This window comes from Pantoea sp. VS1 (assembly GCF_002207995.1).
In the GTDB taxonomy this organism is placed as follows: domain Bacteria; phylum Pseudomonadota; class Gammaproteobacteria; order Enterobacterales; family Enterobacteriaceae; genus Pantoea; species Pantoea dispersa.
Map to the genome: position 1 here is coordinate 1 of NZ_NHZE01000047.1, position 13219 is coordinate 13219.

At 50.8% G+C, this 13219-nt stretch carries 27 protein-coding genes and 1 pseudogene; all 28 read left to right on the plus strand.

Annotated elements, in window-relative coordinates; all coding sequences use genetic code 11:
• Nucleotides 1-396: pseudogene (tuf, locus tag CBW22_RS20005) on the plus strand (elongation factor Tu); the annotation flags it as partial.
• Between the two features lie 174 nt (nt 397-570).
• Complete coding sequence (gene bfd / locus CBW22_RS20010; RefSeq protein WP_021508212.1) at nt 571-765, plus strand: bacterioferritin-associated ferredoxin; 195 nt, start codon at nt 571-573, stop codon at nt 763-765.
• 103 nt (nt 766-868) lie between these two features.
• Complete coding sequence (gene bfr / locus CBW22_RS20015; RefSeq protein WP_021508213.1) at nt 869-1351, plus strand: bacterioferritin; 483 nt, start codon at nt 869-871, stop codon at nt 1349-1351.
• A 306-nt stretch (nt 1352-1657) separates the two neighbouring features.
• Nucleotides 1658-1969 carry a 30S ribosomal protein S10 gene (gene rpsJ, locus CBW22_RS20020; RefSeq protein ID WP_006120582.1) on the plus strand — a complete coding sequence of 104 codons (312 nt, stop codon included), beginning with the start codon at nt 1658-1660 and terminating at the stop codon, nt 1967-1969.
• Nucleotides 1970-2001: 32 nt separating this feature from the next.
• The gene (gene rplC / locus CBW22_RS20025; RefSeq protein ID WP_021508214.1) at nt 2002-2628 is read left to right on the plus strand and encodes a 50S ribosomal protein L3; all 627 of its coding nucleotides are present in this window, start codon (nt 2002-2004) and stop codon (nt 2626-2628) included.
• Nucleotides 2629-2638: 10 nt separating this feature from the next.
• Nucleotides 2639-3244, plus strand: coding sequence for a 50S ribosomal protein L4 (gene rplD, locus CBW22_RS20030; RefSeq protein WP_021508215.1), 606 nt, complete (start codon nt 2639-2641; stop codon nt 3242-3244).
• The gene (rplW, locus tag CBW22_RS20035) at nt 3241-3543 is read left to right on the plus strand and encodes a 50S ribosomal protein L23 (protein ID WP_010618574.1); all 303 of its coding nucleotides are present in this window, start codon (nt 3241-3243) and stop codon (nt 3541-3543) included. Before rplD ends, rplW begins: the two co-directional genes overlap by 4 nt.
• A gap of 17 nt (nt 3544-3560) precedes the next feature.
• The gene (rplB, locus tag CBW22_RS20040; protein ID WP_010618573.1) at nt 3561-4382 is read left to right on the plus strand and encodes a 50S ribosomal protein L2; all 822 of its coding nucleotides are present in this window, start codon (nt 3561-3563) and stop codon (nt 4380-4382) included.
• Nucleotides 4383-4398: 16 nt separating this feature from the next.
• A complete protein-coding gene (gene rpsS / locus CBW22_RS20045; protein WP_001138115.1) occupies nt 4399-4677 on the plus strand; it encodes a 30S ribosomal protein S19 in 279 nt (92 codons plus the stop codon).
• Nucleotides 4678-4690: 13 nt separating this feature from the next.
• Complete coding sequence (rplV, locus tag CBW22_RS20050) at nt 4691-5023, plus strand: 50S ribosomal protein L22 (protein ID WP_007891659.1); 333 nt, start codon at nt 4691-4693, stop codon at nt 5021-5023.
• 17 nt (nt 5024-5040) lie between these two features.
• Nucleotides 5041-5739 (plus strand): 30S ribosomal protein S3, encoded by a 699-nt coding sequence (rpsC, locus tag CBW22_RS20055; RefSeq protein ID WP_021508216.1) that lies wholly within the window; start codon nt 5041-5043, stop codon nt 5737-5739.
• 12 nt (nt 5740-5751) lie between these two features.
• Nucleotides 5752-6162, plus strand: coding sequence for a 50S ribosomal protein L16 (gene rplP, locus CBW22_RS20060; protein WP_002438716.1), 411 nt, complete (start codon nt 5752-5754; stop codon nt 6160-6162).
• On the plus strand, nt 6162-6350 hold the full coding sequence (gene rpmC, locus CBW22_RS20065; protein ID WP_021508217.1) for a 50S ribosomal protein L29: 189 nt from the start codon (nt 6162-6164) through the stop codon (nt 6348-6350). Before rplP ends, rpmC begins: the two co-directional genes overlap by 1 nt.
• Nucleotides 6350-6604 (plus strand): 30S ribosomal protein S17, encoded by a 255-nt coding sequence (gene rpsQ / locus CBW22_RS20070; protein ID WP_010618568.1) that lies wholly within the window; start codon nt 6350-6352, stop codon nt 6602-6604. The genes rpmC and rpsQ overlap by 1 nt, the downstream gene beginning before the upstream one ends.
• Nucleotides 6605-6772: 168 nt before the next feature.
• Nucleotides 6773-7144 carry a 50S ribosomal protein L14 gene (rplN, locus tag CBW22_RS20075; protein WP_006120590.1) on the plus strand — a complete coding sequence of 124 codons (372 nt, stop codon included), beginning with the start codon at nt 6773-6775 and terminating at the stop codon, nt 7142-7144.
• A 10-nt stretch (nt 7145-7154) separates the two neighbouring features.
• Nucleotides 7155-7469, plus strand: coding sequence for a 50S ribosomal protein L24 (gene rplX, locus CBW22_RS20080; RefSeq protein WP_021508218.1), 315 nt, complete (start codon nt 7155-7157; stop codon nt 7467-7469).
• A 14-nt stretch (nt 7470-7483) separates the two neighbouring features.
• The gene (rplE, locus tag CBW22_RS20085) at nt 7484-8023 is read left to right on the plus strand and encodes a 50S ribosomal protein L5 (RefSeq protein ID WP_013510763.1); all 540 of its coding nucleotides are present in this window, start codon (nt 7484-7486) and stop codon (nt 8021-8023) included.
• Between the two features lie 14 nt (nt 8024-8037).
• Nucleotides 8038-8343, plus strand: coding sequence for a 30S ribosomal protein S14 (gene rpsN / locus CBW22_RS20090; RefSeq protein WP_010618564.1), 306 nt, complete (start codon nt 8038-8040; stop codon nt 8341-8343).
• A gap of 32 nt (nt 8344-8375) precedes the next feature.
• Nucleotides 8376-8768, plus strand: a complete 393-nt coding sequence (gene rpsH / locus CBW22_RS20095; RefSeq protein ID WP_021508220.1) for a 30S ribosomal protein S8 — start codon at nt 8376-8378, stop codon at nt 8766-8768.
• A gap of 12 nt (nt 8769-8780) precedes the next feature.
• Nucleotides 8781-9314, plus strand: a complete 534-nt coding sequence (gene rplF, locus CBW22_RS20100) for a 50S ribosomal protein L6 (RefSeq protein WP_007891676.1) — start codon at nt 8781-8783, stop codon at nt 9312-9314.
• A 9-nt stretch (nt 9315-9323) separates the two neighbouring features.
• On the plus strand, nt 9324-9677 hold the full coding sequence (gene rplR / locus CBW22_RS20105; RefSeq protein ID WP_013510760.1) for a 50S ribosomal protein L18: 354 nt from the start codon (nt 9324-9326) through the stop codon (nt 9675-9677).
• A gap of 14 nt (nt 9678-9691) precedes the next feature.
• Nucleotides 9692-10192, plus strand: coding sequence for a 30S ribosomal protein S5 (gene rpsE / locus CBW22_RS20110; RefSeq protein WP_010618560.1), 501 nt, complete (start codon nt 9692-9694; stop codon nt 10190-10192).
• Between the two features lie 5 nt (nt 10193-10197).
• Entirely contained in the window at nt 10198-10377 is a 180-nt protein-coding gene (rpmD, locus tag CBW22_RS20115) for a 50S ribosomal protein L30 (protein ID WP_013510758.1), read from the plus strand.
• Between the two features lie 3 nt (nt 10378-10380).
• Nucleotides 10381-10815: a 50S ribosomal protein L15 gene (gene rplO / locus CBW22_RS20120; protein ID WP_021508221.1), complete on the plus strand. Its 435-nt coding sequence runs from the start codon at nt 10381-10383 to the stop codon at nt 10813-10815.
• Nucleotides 10816-10822: 7 nt separating this feature from the next.
• On the plus strand, nt 10823-12154 hold the full coding sequence (secY, locus tag CBW22_RS20125; RefSeq protein WP_021508222.1) for a preprotein translocase subunit SecY: 1332 nt from the start codon (nt 10823-10825) through the stop codon (nt 12152-12154).
• 32 nt (nt 12155-12186) lie between these two features.
• Nucleotides 12187-12303, plus strand: a complete 117-nt coding sequence (gene rpmJ / locus CBW22_RS20130; RefSeq protein ID WP_071813610.1) for a 50S ribosomal protein L36 — start codon at nt 12187-12189, stop codon at nt 12301-12303.
• Nucleotides 12304-12449: 146 nt separating this feature from the next.
• Nucleotides 12450-12806, plus strand: a complete 357-nt coding sequence (gene rpsM / locus CBW22_RS20135) for a 30S ribosomal protein S13 (protein ID WP_021508223.1) — start codon at nt 12450-12452, stop codon at nt 12804-12806.
• Between the two features lie 16 nt (nt 12807-12822).
• Nucleotides 12823-13212: a 30S ribosomal protein S11 gene (gene rpsK, locus CBW22_RS20140; RefSeq protein ID WP_004160563.1), complete on the plus strand. Its 390-nt coding sequence runs from the start codon at nt 12823-12825 to the stop codon at nt 13210-13212.
• The last annotated feature ends 7 nt before the right edge of the window (nt 13213-13219 follow it).

A 13219-nucleotide genomic window follows, 5' to 3' on the forward strand; every position in this document is an offset into this window, starting at 1 on the left:
AAACTGCTGGACCAGGGTCAGGCAGGCGAGAACTGTGGTGTTCTGCTGCGCGGTATCAAGCGTGAAGAGATCCAGCGTGGTCAGGTTCTGGCTAAGCCAGGCACCATCAAGCCACACACCAAGTTCGTATCAGAAGTGTACGTACTGTCTAAAGAAGAAGGCGGCCGTCATACTCCGTTCTTCAAAGGCTACCGTCCACAGTTCTACTTCCGTACTACTGATGTGACCGGCAACATCGAACTGCCAGAAGGCGTTGAGATGGTAATGCCAGGCGACAACATCAAAATGACCGTTGAGCTGATCCACCCAATCGCGATGGACCAGGGTCTGCGTTTCGCAATCCGCGAAGGCGGCCGTACCGTTGGCGCGGGCGTTGTTGCTGAAGTTATCGCTTAAGTGCGTTAATAACGGTGGTAACTCCGGTTGCCACCGCAGCATGAAAAAGAGCACTTCGGTGCTCTTTTTTTGCTTTGCATTGACCGGCACGCCTAATCCACACAAAAGCTACGTTGAAATAAAAACCATTCTCATTTACACTTTGATCAGAAATTGTACTGGAGTGGGCTGTAAATGTACGTCTGTCTGTGTAATGCCGTAAGTGACCGAACCCTGCGTGAAGTTGTCCGCCGTTATCAACCCAAATCGATTCAGCAACTGCGTCAGCTGGTGCCTATCGGCAAGCAGTGCGGCAAGTGTATTCGCGTGGCGCGCGAGATTATGGATGATGAAATGCAAAACGTGCCGCTTTACAAAGAGATAGCGTAACTACGCATCCGCTTCGCCTGAATAACCCCAAAAACTGTCGCGTTTTTTTGACTTCTTTTTATCCGCATCTACGCTCTATTTATCTGCAAGCGGAGGAAGCACAATGAAGGGCGACGGCAAAATCATTACTCACCTCAATAAATTGCTGGGAAATGAACTGGTTGCAATCAACCAGTACTTTCTACATGCGCGCATGTTTAAAAACTGGGGCCTGATACGCCTCAACGATGTCGAATACCATGAATCCATTGATGAAATGAAACATGCGGATAAGTACATCGAACGCATTTTGTTTCTCGAAGGCATTCCTAATCTGCAAGATCTCGGCCGGCTGCGCATTGGTGAAGACGTACCGGAAATGCTGCAATCGGACCTGACGCTCGAACTGGAAGGGGCGAAAGACTTACGCGAGGCGATTGCGTACGCCGATAAAGTTCATGATTACGTCAGCCGCGACATGATGATCGAGATTCTGGCGGATGAAGAGCACCATATCGACTGGCTGGAAACTGAGCTCGACCTGATTCAGAAACTGGGTCTGCAAAACTATCTGCAGGCCCAGCTGAAAGAAGAGGGCGATAAGTAGCGTTTGCCGTGCCGTTCCACCTGTTGATTGCAGCCCGCCCCGTGCGGGCTTTTTTACCGGCGCGCGCTTTTGCGGTTAAAAACGCAGCATGGGTTGCTTCCTGAACAGATTTGCGTATAATGCGCGGGCCTGCCGATATTGGTGTGGCGCGATTCGAGCAGAATCGCAGGCGATAGCGATTAGTGTATCGCCTGACAATACTCCCGATTGGGGAGTTATATGCTGAACGATTACACTCCCCCATCAATCGTAATGGGTGCGGGTAGTAATTTTTTTCGTTTATAAAATGTTTGGAGCCTTGGTCTCATGTCGAACCAAAGAATCCGTATCCGTCTTAAAGCGTTTGATCATCGCCTGATCGATCAATCAACCGCGGAAATCGTCGAGACTGCCAAGCGCACTGGTGCGCAGGTACGTGGTCCGATCCCGCTGCCGACTCGCAAAGAGCGCTTCACCGTTCTGATCTCTCCGCACGTTAACAAAGATGCGCGTGATCAGTACGAAATCCGCACTCACAAGCGTCTGGTAGACATCGTTGAGCCAACTGAAAAAACCGTTGATGCTCTGATGCGTCTGGATCTGGCTGCCGGTGTTGACGTGCAGATCAGCCTGGGTTAATCAGGTCATCGAGCGATTGAGAGGTTGATACAATGATTGGTTTAGTCGGTAAAAAAGTGGGCATGACGCGCATCTTCACTGAAGAAGGCGTTTCAATCCCAGTAACCGTAATCGAAGTTGAAGCAAACCGCGTTACCCAGGTCAAAGGTCTGGAAAACGATGGTTACCAGGCGATCCAGGTTACCACCGGTGCGAAAAAAGCAAACCGTGTTGGTAAGCCGGAAGCAGGTCATTTTGCTAAAGCTGGCGTTGAAGCTGGCCGTGGTCTGTGGGAATTCCGCACCGAAGGTGAAGAATACTCTGTTGGCCAGAGCATCAGTGTTGAAATTTTCGCTGACGTTAAAAAAGTAGACGTTACCGGTACCTCTAAAGGTAAAGGTTTCGCAGGTACCGTTAAGCGCTGGAACTTCCGTACCCAGGACGCTACACACGGTAACTCCTTGTCTCACCGCGTTCCGGGTTCTATCGGTCAGAACCAGACTCCGGGCAAAGTGTTCAAAGGCAAGAAAATGGCTGGTCAGCTGGGTAATGAGCGCGTAACCGTTCAGAGCCTGGAAGTAGTACGTGTTGACGCTGAGCGCAACCTGCTGCTGGTCAAAGGTGCTGTCCCGGGTGCAACCGGCAGCGACCTGATTGTTAAACCAGCTGTGAAGGCGTAAGGGGATAGCAATGGAATTAGTACTGAAAGACGCGCAGAGCGCGCTGACTGTTTCCGAAACTACCTTCGGTCGTGATTTCAACGAAGCGCTGGTTCACCAGGTTGTTGTTGCTTACGCTGCAGGTGCTCGTCAGGGTACTCGCGCGCAGAAAACTCGTGCTGAAGTAACTGGTTCAGGCAAAAAGCCATGGCGTCAGAAAGGCACCGGCCGTGCGCGTTCAGGTTCTATCAAGAGCCCGATCTGGCGTTCAGGTGGCGTGACCTTCGCTGCGCGTCCACAGGACCACAGTCAAAAAGTTAACAAAAAGATGTACCGCGGCGCGCTGAAAAGCATCCTGTCCGAGCTGGTACGTCAGGACCGTCTGATCGTTGTCGAGTCGTTCTCTGTTGAAGCGCCTAAAACTAAGCTGCTGGTACAGAAACTGAAAGACATGGCGCTGGAAGACGTGCTGATCATCACCGGTGAACTGGATGAGAATCTGTTCCTGGCTGCGCGTAACCTGTACAAGGTTGACGTGCGTGATGCAGCGGGTATCGACCCAGTTAGCCTGATCGCCTTCGACAAAGTCGTTATGACTGCAGAAGCAGTTAAGCAAGTTGAGGAGATGCTGGCATGATCCGTGAAGAACGTCTGCTGAAAGTACTGCGCGCGCCGCACGTATCTGAAAAAGCATCAACCGCGATGGAAAAAACCAATACCATCGTTCTCAAAGTTGCCAAAGACGCGACCAAAGCAGAGATCGTTGCTGCTGTTGAGAAACTGTTCGAAGTAGAAGTGAAAGACGTAAACACCCTGGTTGTTAAGGGTAAAGTTAAGCGTCACGGACAGCGTATCGGTCGTCGTAGCGACTGGAAAAAAGCTTACGTCACCCTGAAAGAAGGCCAGAACCTGGACTTCGTCGGCGGCGCTGAGTAAGTCGGAGGAGAAAGACAATGGCAGTTGTTAAATGTAAACCGACATCTCCGGGTCGTCGTCACGTTGTTAAAGTGGTGAACCCTGAGCTGCACAAAGGCAAGCCTTTTGCCGCGCTGGTTGAAAAAAACAGCAAATCCGGTGGTCGTAACAACAATGGTCGTATCACTACCCGTCATATCGGTGGTGGTCACAAGCAGGCTTACCGTATTGTTGACTTCAAACGCAACAAAGATGGTATCCCGGCAGTTGTTGAGCGTCTTGAGTACGATCCGAACCGTTCTGCGAACATCGCACTGGTTCTGTACAAAGATGGCGAGCGCCGTTACATCCTGGCCCCTAAAGGCCTGAAAGCTGGCGACCAGATTCAGTCTGGCGTTGATGCTGCGATCAAAGCAGGTAACACCCTGCCGATGCGTAACATCCCGGTTGGTTCAACCGTGCACAACGTAGAAATGAAACCAGGTAAAGGCGGTCAGATTGCCCGTTCTGCTGGTGCTTACGTGCAGATCGTTGCGCGTGAAGGTTCCTACGTTACCCTGCGTCTGCGTTCAGGCGAAATGCGTAAAGTCGAAGCTGACTGCCGCGCAACCCTGGGCGAAGTCGGTAACGCTGAGCACATGCTGCGCGTTCTGGGTAAAGCCGGTGCAACCCGTTGGCGTGGTGTTCGTCCTACCGTTCGCGGTACTGCGATGAACCCAGTCGATCACCCGCACGGTGGTGGTGAAGGTCGTAACTTTGGTAAGCACCCGGTAACTCCGTGGGGCGTTCAGACCAAAGGTAAGAAGACCCGTAGCAACAAGCGTACTGATAAATTTATCGTACGTCGCCGTAGCAAATAATTTTAGAGGATAAGCCATGCCACGTTCTCTCAAGAAAGGTCCTTTTATTGACCTGCACTTGCTGAAGAAGGTAGAGAAAGCGGTGGAAAGCGGTGACAAGAAGCCCCTGCGCACTTGGTCCCGTCGTTCAACGATCTTCCCTAACATGATCGGTTTGACCATCGCTGTCCATAATGGTCGTCAGCACGTTCCTGTCTTTGTTTCCGACGAAATGGTCGGCCACAAGCTGGGTGAATTTGCACCGACACGTACTTATCGCGGCCACGCTGCTGATAAGAAAGCCAAGAAGAAATAAGTAGGAGGAAGAGATGGAAACTATTGCTCAACATCGCCATGCTCGTTCTTCTGCTCAGAAGGTTCGCCTTGTTGCTGACCTGATTCGCGGTAAGAAAGTGTCGCAGGCTCTGGATATTCTGACTTACACCAACAAGAAAGCGGCTGTACTGGTTAAGAAAGTCCTGGAATCTGCCATTGCTAACGCCGAACACAACGATGGCGCTGATATCGACGATCTGAAAGTTGCGAAAATTTTCGTAGATGAAGGCCCTAGCATGAAGCGCATTATGCCGCGTGCTAAAGGTCGTGCAGATCGCATCCTGAAGCGCACCAGCCACATTACTGTGGTTGTGTCCGATCGCTGAGACTCTGGAGACTAGCAATGGGTCAGAAAGTACATCCTAATGGTATTCGCCTGGGTATTGTAAAACCATGGAACTCTACCTGGTTTGCGAACACCAAAGAATTCGCTGACAACCTGGACAGCGACTTTAAAGTACGTCAGTTCCTGAACAAAGAACTGGCAAAAGCGTCTGTATCTCGCATCGTTATCGAGCGTCCGGCTAAGAGCATCCGTGTGACCATTCACACCGCTCGCCCGGGTATCGTTATCGGTAAAAAAGGTGAAGACGTTGAAAAACTGCGCACGGTCGTAGCGAACATCGCTGGCGTTCCTGCACAGATCAATATCGCCGAAGTCCGTAAACCGGAACTGGACGCAAAACTGGTTGCTGACAGCATCACTTCACAGCTGGAGCGTCGTGTGATGTTCCGTCGTGCGATGAAGCGTGCTGTACAGAACGCAATGCGTCTGGGCGCTAAAGGTATCAAAGTTGAAGTTAGCGGCCGTCTGGGCGGTGCTGAGATCGCACGTACCGAATGGTACCGTGAAGGTCGTGTACCGCTGCACACTCTGCGTGCTGACATTGACTACAACACCTCTGAAGCGCACACCACTTATGGTGTAATCGGCGTTAAGGTATGGATCTTCAAAGGTGAGATCCTGGGTGGTATGGCTGCTGTTGAACAACCGGAACCGGCTGCTCAACCTAAAAAGCAGCAGCGTAAAGGCCGTAAGTAAGGAGAGTCGCTGATGTTACAACCAAAGCGTACGAAATTCCGTAAAGTGCACAAAGGCCGTAACCGCGGTCTGGCGCAGGGTACGGATGTTAGCTTCGGTACTTTCGGTCTGAAAGCTGTTGGCCGTGGTCGTCTGACTGCTCGTCAGATCGAAGCAGCACGTCGTGCTATGACCCGTGCAGTTAAGCGTCAAGGTAAGATTTGGATCCGTGTATTCCCGGACAAACCAATCACCGAGAAGCCGCTGGAAGTGCGTATGGGTAAAGGTAAGGGTAACGTGGAGTATTGGGTTGCCCTGATCCAGCCTGGTAAAGTCCTGTATGAAATGGACGGTGTACCGGAAGAGCTGGCCCGTGAAGCATTCAAGCTGGCAGCAGCAAAACTGCCTATCAAAACCACCTTTGTAACTAAGACGGTGATGTAATGAAAGCAACTGAGCTGCGTGAAAAAAGCGTTGAAGAGCTGAACACTGAGCTGCTTAACCTCCTGCGCGAGCAGTTTAACCTGCGCATGCAGGCAGCATCTGGCCAGCTGCAGCAGACCCATCTGCTGAAGCAAGTTCGCCGTGATGTTGCACGCGTTAAGACTTTACTGACTGAGAAGGCGGCGTAATGACCGATAAAATCCGTACTCTGCAGGGTCGTGTTGTTAGTGACAAAATGCAGAAATCTGCTGTTGTTGCTATCGAGCGTTTCGTGAAGCACCCGATCTACGGTAAATTCATTAAGCGTACGACTAAGCTGCACATCCATGACGAGAACAACGAGTGTGGAATTGGTGACGTGGTTGAAATCCGCGAAACCCGTCCACTGTCCAAGACTAAGTCCTGGACTCTGGTTCGCGTTGTAGAGAAAGCGATTCTGTAATAGAATCCGCTTCCTCTAAAAACAAAATGAACGGCTCTATGGAGCCGTTCATTTTTTCTACCCATCTGCGAGAACCGGTGTTATAATGCCGCGCCCTCAATTATGGGGCTTTTTAACGACCTGAGGTTTGGGTCCCGAAGTAGTAGTTGACATTAGCGGAGCACTAAAATGATCCAAGAACAGACTATGCTGAACGTCGCCGACAACTCCGGTGCACGTCGCGTAATGTGTATCAAGGTTCTGGGTGGCTCGCACCGTCGCTACGCAGGCGTCGGCGATATCATCAAAGTGACCATCAAGGAAGCAATTCCGCGTGGCAAGGTGAAAAAAGGTGATGTCCTGAAAGCGGTAGTGGTGCGCACCAGGAAGGGTGTTCGTCGCCCGGACGGTTCTGTCATTCGCTTCGATGGTAATGCATGCGTTATTCTGAACAATAACAGCGAGCAGCCTATCGGAACGCGTATTTTTGGGCCGGTAACTCGTGAACTTCGTACTGAAAAGTTCATGAAAATTATCTCTCTGGCACCAGAAGTACTCTAAGGAGCGAACAATGGCAGCGAAAATCCGTCGTAACGACGAAGTTATCGTGCTTACCGGCAAAGACAAAGGTAAACGCGGTAAAGTAAAGAATGTCCTGACTTCTGGTAAGGTCATCGTTGAAGGTATCAACCTGGTTAAGAAACACCAGAAGCCGGTTCCGGCTCTGAACCAACCAGGCGGCATCGTTGAAAAAGAAGCTGCTATTCAGGTTTCTAACGTTGCAATCTTCAATGCGGCAACCGGCAAGGCTGACCGTGTAGGCTTTAGATTCGAAGACGGTAAAAAAGTCCGTTTCTTCAAGTCTAACAGCGAAACTATCAAGTAATTTGGAGTAGTACGATGGCGAAACTGCATGATTACTACAAAGACGAAGTAGTCCAGAAACTCATGACAGAGTTTGGCTACAATTCTGTCATGCAAGTCCCTCGGGTCGAGAAGATCACCCTGAACATGGGTGTTGGTGAAGCGATCGCTGACAAGAAACTGCTGGATAACGCAGCAGCTGACCTGGCAGCAATCTCCGGTCAAAAACCGCTGATCACCAAAGCACGCAAATCAGTTGCAGGCTTCAAAATCCGTCAGGGCTATCCGATCGGCTGTAAAGTAACTCTGCGTGGCGAGCGCATGTGGGAGTTCTTTGAGCGTCTGATCACTATTGCTGTACCGCGTATCCGTGACTTCCGTGGTCTGTCCGCGAAGTCTTTCGACGGTCGTGGTAACTACAGCATGGGCGTTCGTGAGCAGATCATCTTCCCAGAAATCGACTACGACAAAGTCGATCGCGTTCGTGGTTTGGATATCACCATTACCACTACTGCGAAATCTGATGATGAAGGCCGTGCTCTGCTGGCTGCCTTTGACTTCCCGTTCCGCAAGTAAGGTAGGGTTACTTAATGGCTAAGCAATCTATGAAAGCACGCGAAGTTAAGCGTGTGAAATTAGCAGACAAGTTCTTCGCAAAACGCGCTGAACTGAAAGCGATCATTTCTGATGTGAACGCATCCGACGAAGACCGTTGGAACGCCGTTCTCAAGCTGCAGAGTCTGCCGCGTGATTCCAGCCCTTCACGTCAGCGTAACCGCTGCCGTCAGACAGGTCGTCCGCACGGTTTCCTGCGGAAGTTTGGGTTGAGCCGTATCAAGGTCCGTGAAGCCGCAATGCGCGGTGAAATCCCGGGTCTGAAAAAGGCTAGCTGGTAATTGTCACCATTTGAATCACGGGAGTAACACAGATGAGCATGCAAGATCCGATCGCGGATATGCTGACCCGTATCCGTAACGGTCAGGCCGCGAACAAAGTTGCGGTCTCTATGCCTTCCTCCAAGCTGAAAGTGGCAATTGCCAACGTGCTGAAGGAAGAAGGCTATATTCAAGATTTTAAAATCGAAGGCGACATCAAGCCGGAACTGGAACTGACTCTTAAGTACTTCCAGGGTAAAGCTGTTGTAGAAAGCATTCAGCGTGTTAGCCGTCCAGGTCTGCGCATCTATAAGAAAAAAGATGAGCTGCCAAAAGTTATGGCCGGTCTGGGCATTGCTGTAATTTCTACCTCTAAAGGTGTCATGACTGATCGTGCAGCGCGCCAGGCTGGTCTTGGTGGCGAAATTATCTGCTACGTAGCGTAATCGGAGGATAAAATGTCTCGTGTTGCAAAAGCACCTGTCGTTGTTCCTGCCGGCGTAGAGGTAAAACTCAACGGTCAGGAAGTTTCGATCAAAGGCAAAAACGGCGAGCTGACTCGTACTATCAACAGTGCTGTAGAAGTTAAGCATGCAGACAACGCCCTGACTTTCGCTCCACGCGAAGGTTATGCGGATGGTTGGGCACAGGCAGGTACTGCCCGTGCGCTGCTGAACGGCATGGTTATCGGTGTTACCGAAGGCTTCACCAAGAAGCTGCAACTGGTTGGTGTTGGTTATCGTGCAGCTGTTAAAGGCAACTCTGTGAGTCTGGCCCTGGGCTTCTCTCACCCGGTTGACCATGCACTGCCGGCCGGCATCACTGCTGAATGTCCAACTCAGACTGAGATCGTGCTGAAAGGCGCTGATAAACAGCTGATTGGTCAGGTTGCAGCTGATCTGCGCGCCTACCGTCGTCCTGAGCCTTACAAAGGCAAGGGTGTTCGTTACGCCGACGAAGTCGTGCGTACCAAAGAGGCTAAGAAGAAGTAAGGTAACACTATGGATAAGAAATCTGCTCGTATCCGTCGTGCGACCCGTGCACGTCGCAAGCTCAAAGAGCTGGGTGCTACTCGCCTGGTGGTACATCGTACCCCGCGTCACATTTACGCACAGGTAATCGCCCCGAACGGTTCCGAAGTTCTGGTTGCTGCTTCTACTGTAGAAAAAGCTATCGCTGAACAACTGAAGTATACCGGTAACAAAGACGCCGCTGCAGCTGTAGGTAAAGCTCTGGCTGAGCGCGCTATCGAAAAAGGCATCAAAGATGTTTCTTTCGACCGTTCCGGTTTCCAATATCATGGTCGCGTCCAGGCACTTGCAGATGCTGCTCGTGAAGCTGGCCTTCAGTTCTAAGGTAGAGGTCTAAGATGGCACACATCGAGAAACAAGCTGGCGACCTGCAGGAAAAACTGATCGCGGTAAACCGTGTCTCTAAAACTGTGAAAGGTGGTCGTATTTTCTCCTTCACCGCTCTGACTGTAGTGGGTGATGGTAACGGCCGCGTTGGTTTTGGTTACGGTAAAGCGCGTGAAGTTCCAGCAGCGATCCAGAAAGCGATGGAAAAAGCTCGTCGCAATATGGTTAATGTCGCGCTGACTCACGGCACCCTGCAGCACCCGGTTAAAGGTGCGCACACGGGTTCTCGTGTGTTCATGCAGCCGGCTTCTGAAGGTACCGGTATCATCGCCGGCGGTGCAATGCGCGCCGTTCTGGAAGTCGCTGGAGTTCATAACGTTCTGGCTAAAGCCTATGGTTCCACCAACCCGATCAACGTGGTTCGTGCAACTATCGACGGCCTGGGCAATATGAAGTCTCCGGATATGGTTGCTGCCAAGCGTGGTAAATCCGTTGAAGAAATTCTGGGGTAATCACGATGGCTAAGACAATCAAAATTACACAAACCCGTAGCTCAATCGGCCGCCTGCCTAAGCACAAAGCCACTCTGGTTGGTCTGGGTCTGCGTCGTATTGGTCACACCGTTGAGCGTGAAGACACGCCAGCTGTACGCGGTATGATCAACGCGATTTCTTACATGCTGAAAGTGGAGGAGTAAGAGATGCGTTTAAACACTCTGTCTCCGGCCGAAGGGTCTAAACACGCTTCCAAGCGTCTGGGCCGTGGTATCGGTTCTGGCCTCGGTAAAACCGGCGGTCGTGGTCACAAAGGTCAGAAGTCTCGTTCTGGCGGTGGCGTACGTCGTGGTTTCGAGGGTGGTCAGATGCCTCTGTACCGTCGTCTGCCGAAGTTCGGCTTCACCTCGCGCAAATCATTCGTGACTGCAGAAGTGCGTCTGTCTGATCTGGCGAAAGTGGAAGGCGGTATCGTCGACCTGAACACGCTGAAAGCAGCTAACATCATCGGTGTACAGATTGAGTTCGCGAAAGTGATCCTGTCTGGTGAAGTATCTGCACCTGTTACGATTCGTGGTCTGCGTGTCACCAAAGGTGCTCGTGCTGCAATCGAAGCTGCTGGCGGTAAAATCGAGGAATAAGTAGCAGATGGCAAAGCAACCGGGATTAGATTTTCAAAGTGCCAAAGGTGGCTTTGGTGAACTGAAGCGCAGACTGTTGTTTGTAATCGGTGCACTGATTGTCTTCCGTATTGGCTCTTTTATTCCAATCCCCGGTATCGATGCCACTGTACTTGCCAAACTGCTTGAGCAACAGCGTGGCACCATCATTGAAATGTTTAACATGTTCTCTGGTGGTGCTCTCAGTCGTGCCTCAATCTTCGCGCTGGGTATTATGCCGTATATTTCGGCCTCTATTATTATCCAGCTGCTGACGGTGGTTCATCCCGCGTTGGCCGAGATTAAGAAAGAGGGTGAAGCTGGTCGTCGTAAGATCAGCCAGTACACTCGCTACGGCACACTGGTTCTGGCTATATTCCAGTCGATCGGTATTGCTACCGGTCTGCCGAATATGCCTGGAATGCAGGGCCTGGTATTAAATCCAGGCTTTGCTTTCTACTTTACCGCTGTTGTAAGTCTGGTCACCGGAACCATGTTCCTGATGTGGCTGGGCGAACAGATTACTGAACGAGGTATCGGTAACGGTATTTCGATCATTATCTTCGCGGGTATTGTTGCGGGTTTACCGCCGGCCATTGGCCATACCATCGAGCAAGCGCGGCAAGGCGACCTGCACTTCCTTCTGTTGCTGTTGGTTGCAGTTCTTGTATTTGCAGTGACGTTCTTTGTTATTTTCGTTGAGCGTGGCCAGCGCCGCATTGTGGTCAACTACGCTAAACGTCAGCAAGGTCGTCGTGTATATGCTGCACAGAGCACACATTTACCGTTGAAAGTGAACATGGCGGGCGTAATCCCAGCCATCTTTGCTTCCAGCATAATCCTGTTCCCGGCGACGATAGCATCCTGGTTCGGGGGCGGTACCGGTTGGAACTGGCTGACAACAATTTCGCTGTATTTGCAGCCAGGACAGCCGCTTTATGTGCTACTCTATGCGACTGCAATCATCTTCTTCTGTTTCTTCTACACGGCGTTGGTTTTCAACCCGCGTGAAACAGCAGATAACCTGAAGAAGTCTGGTGCATTCGTACCGGGAATTCGTCCGGGAGAGCAAACGGCGAAGTACATCGATAAAGTAATGACACGTCTGACCTTAATCGGCGCACTGTATATTACTTTTATCTGCCTGATCCCGGAGTTCATGCGTGATGCCATGAAGGTTCCCTTCTACTTTGGCGGCACCTCGCTGCTGATTGTAGTGGTTGTCATCATGGACTTTATGGCTCAAGTGCAAACTCTGATGATGTCCAGTCAGTACGAGTCTGCATTGAAGAAAGCTAACCTGAAAGGCTATGGCCGTTAATTCAGTAGCTTGAGAAGTTACGGAGAGTAAAAATGAAAGTTCGTGCTTCCGTCAAGAAATTATGTCGTAACTGCAAAATCATTCGTCGCGACGGTGTCGTACGTGTGATCTGCAGCTCCGAGCCTAAGCATAAACAGCGCCAGGGCTGATTAAGTCACATATTTTTCTTGCAAAGTCGGGTTGAGCTGGCTAGATTAGCCAGCCAATCTTTTGTATGTCGATGCGTTTCCATTTGAGTATCCTGAAAACGGGCTTTTCAGCATGGTACGCATTTATTTAATTATAGGAGTGCATAGTGGCCCGTATAGCAGGCATTAACATTCCTGATCAAAAACATACCGTTATCGCATTAACTTCGATCTTCGGTATCGGCAAAACCCGTTCTAAAGCCATCTGTGCTGAAACGGGCATCGCTGAAAATGTTAAGATCAGTGAGCTGTCTGAAGAACAAATTGATCAGCTGCGTGAAGCAGTTGGTAAATTCGTTGTTGAAGGTGATCTGCGCCGTGAAATCACCCTGAGCATCAAGCGTCTGATGGACCTTGGTTGCTACCGTGGTTTACGCCATCGTCGTGGTCTGCCGGTGCGCGGTCAGCGTACTAAGACCAACGCACGTACCCGTAAGGGTCCGCGTAAACCGATCAAGAAATAATCGGGGTGAGTAAATAATGGCAAAGGCACCAGTTCGTGCACGTAAGCGTGTAAGAAAACAAGTCTCAGATGGCGTGGCTCATGTCCATGCGTCTTTTAACAACACCATCGTTACTATTACTGATCGTCAGGGTAACGCACTGGGTTGGGCAACCGCCGGTGGTTCCGGTTTCCGCGGTTCACGTAAATCTACTCCGTTTGCTGCTCAGGTCGCTGCAGAGCGCTGTGCAGAAGCCGTGAAAGATTACGGTATTAAGAACCTGGAAGTTATGGTTAAGGGTCCGGGTCCAGGCCGCGAATCTACTATTCGTGCTCTGAACGCCGCTGGTTTCCGCATCACTAATATTACTGATGTGACTCCGATCCCTCACAACGGTTGTCGTCCGCCGAAAAAACGTCGCGTTTAACGTTCCG

Excerpts from the sequence above, each read along its gene's own strand:
- secY (WP_021508222.1), top strand. The coding sequence starts at position 10,823 with ATGGCAAAGCAACCGGGATTAGATTTTCAAAGTGCCAAAGGTGGCTTT.
- rpsK (WP_004160563.1), top strand. The coding sequence starts at position 12,823 with ATGGCAAAGGCACCAGTTCGTGCACGTAAGCGTGTAAGAAAACAAGTC.
- rpsH (WP_021508220.1), top strand. The coding sequence starts at position 8,376 with ATGAGCATGCAAGATCCGATCGCGGATATGCTGACCCGTATCCGTAAC.
- rplW (WP_010618574.1), top strand. The coding sequence starts at position 3,241 with ATGATCCGTGAAGAACGTCTGCTGAAAGTACTGCGCGCGCCGCACGTA.
- rplD (WP_021508215.1), top strand. The coding sequence starts at position 2,639 with ATGGAATTAGTACTGAAAGACGCGCAGAGCGCGCTGACTGTTTCCGAA.
- rpsQ (WP_010618568.1), top strand. The coding sequence starts at position 6,350 with ATGACCGATAAAATCCGTACTCTGCAGGGTCGTGTTGTTAGTGACAAA.
- rpmC (WP_021508217.1), top strand. The coding sequence starts at position 6,162 with ATGAAAGCAACTGAGCTGCGTGAAAAAAGCGTTGAAGAGCTGAACACT.
- rplF (WP_007891676.1), top strand. The coding sequence starts at position 8,781 with ATGTCTCGTGTTGCAAAAGCACCTGTCGTTGTTCCTGCCGGCGTAGAG.
- rpsC (WP_021508216.1), top strand. The coding sequence starts at position 5,041 with ATGGGTCAGAAAGTACATCCTAATGGTATTCGCCTGGGTATTGTAAAA.
- rplO (WP_021508221.1), top strand. The coding sequence starts at position 10,381 with ATGCGTTTAAACACTCTGTCTCCGGCCGAAGGGTCTAAACACGCTTCC.
- rplV (WP_007891659.1), top strand. The coding sequence starts at position 4,691 with ATGGAAACTATTGCTCAACATCGCCATGCTCGTTCTTCTGCTCAGAAG.
- rpsJ (WP_006120582.1), top strand. The coding sequence starts at position 1,658 with ATGTCGAACCAAAGAATCCGTATCCGTCTTAAAGCGTTTGATCATCGC.
- rplP (WP_002438716.1), top strand. The coding sequence starts at position 5,752 with ATGTTACAACCAAAGCGTACGAAATTCCGTAAAGTGCACAAAGGCCGT.
- rpsS (WP_001138115.1), top strand. The coding sequence starts at position 4,399 with ATGCCACGTTCTCTCAAGAAAGGTCCTTTTATTGACCTGCACTTGCTG.
- bfd (WP_021508212.1), top strand. The coding sequence starts at position 571 with ATGTACGTCTGTCTGTGTAATGCCGTAAGTGACCGAACCCTGCGTGAA.
- rplN (WP_006120590.1), top strand. The coding sequence starts at position 6,773 with ATGATCCAAGAACAGACTATGCTGAACGTCGCCGACAACTCCGGTGCA.
- rplC (WP_021508214.1), top strand. The coding sequence starts at position 2,002 with ATGATTGGTTTAGTCGGTAAAAAAGTGGGCATGACGCGCATCTTCACT.
- rplR (WP_013510760.1), top strand. The coding sequence starts at position 9,324 with ATGGATAAGAAATCTGCTCGTATCCGTCGTGCGACCCGTGCACGTCGC.
- rplB (WP_010618573.1), top strand. The coding sequence starts at position 3,561 with ATGGCAGTTGTTAAATGTAAACCGACATCTCCGGGTCGTCGTCACGTT.
- rpmD (WP_013510758.1), top strand. The coding sequence starts at position 10,198 with ATGGCTAAGACAATCAAAATTACACAAACCCGTAGCTCAATCGGCCGC.
- rplX (WP_021508218.1), top strand. The coding sequence starts at position 7,155 with ATGGCAGCGAAAATCCGTCGTAACGACGAAGTTATCGTGCTTACCGGC.
- rplE (WP_013510763.1), top strand. The coding sequence starts at position 7,484 with ATGGCGAAACTGCATGATTACTACAAAGACGAAGTAGTCCAGAAACTC.
- rpmJ (WP_071813610.1), top strand. The coding sequence starts at position 12,187 with ATGAAAGTTCGTGCTTCCGTCAAGAAATTATGTCGTAACTGCAAAATC.
- bfr (WP_021508213.1), top strand. The coding sequence starts at position 869 with ATGAAGGGCGACGGCAAAATCATTACTCACCTCAATAAATTGCTGGGA.
- rpsN (WP_010618564.1), top strand. The coding sequence starts at position 8,038 with ATGGCTAAGCAATCTATGAAAGCACGCGAAGTTAAGCGTGTGAAATTA.
- rpsE (WP_010618560.1), top strand. The coding sequence starts at position 9,692 with ATGGCACACATCGAGAAACAAGCTGGCGACCTGCAGGAAAAACTGATC.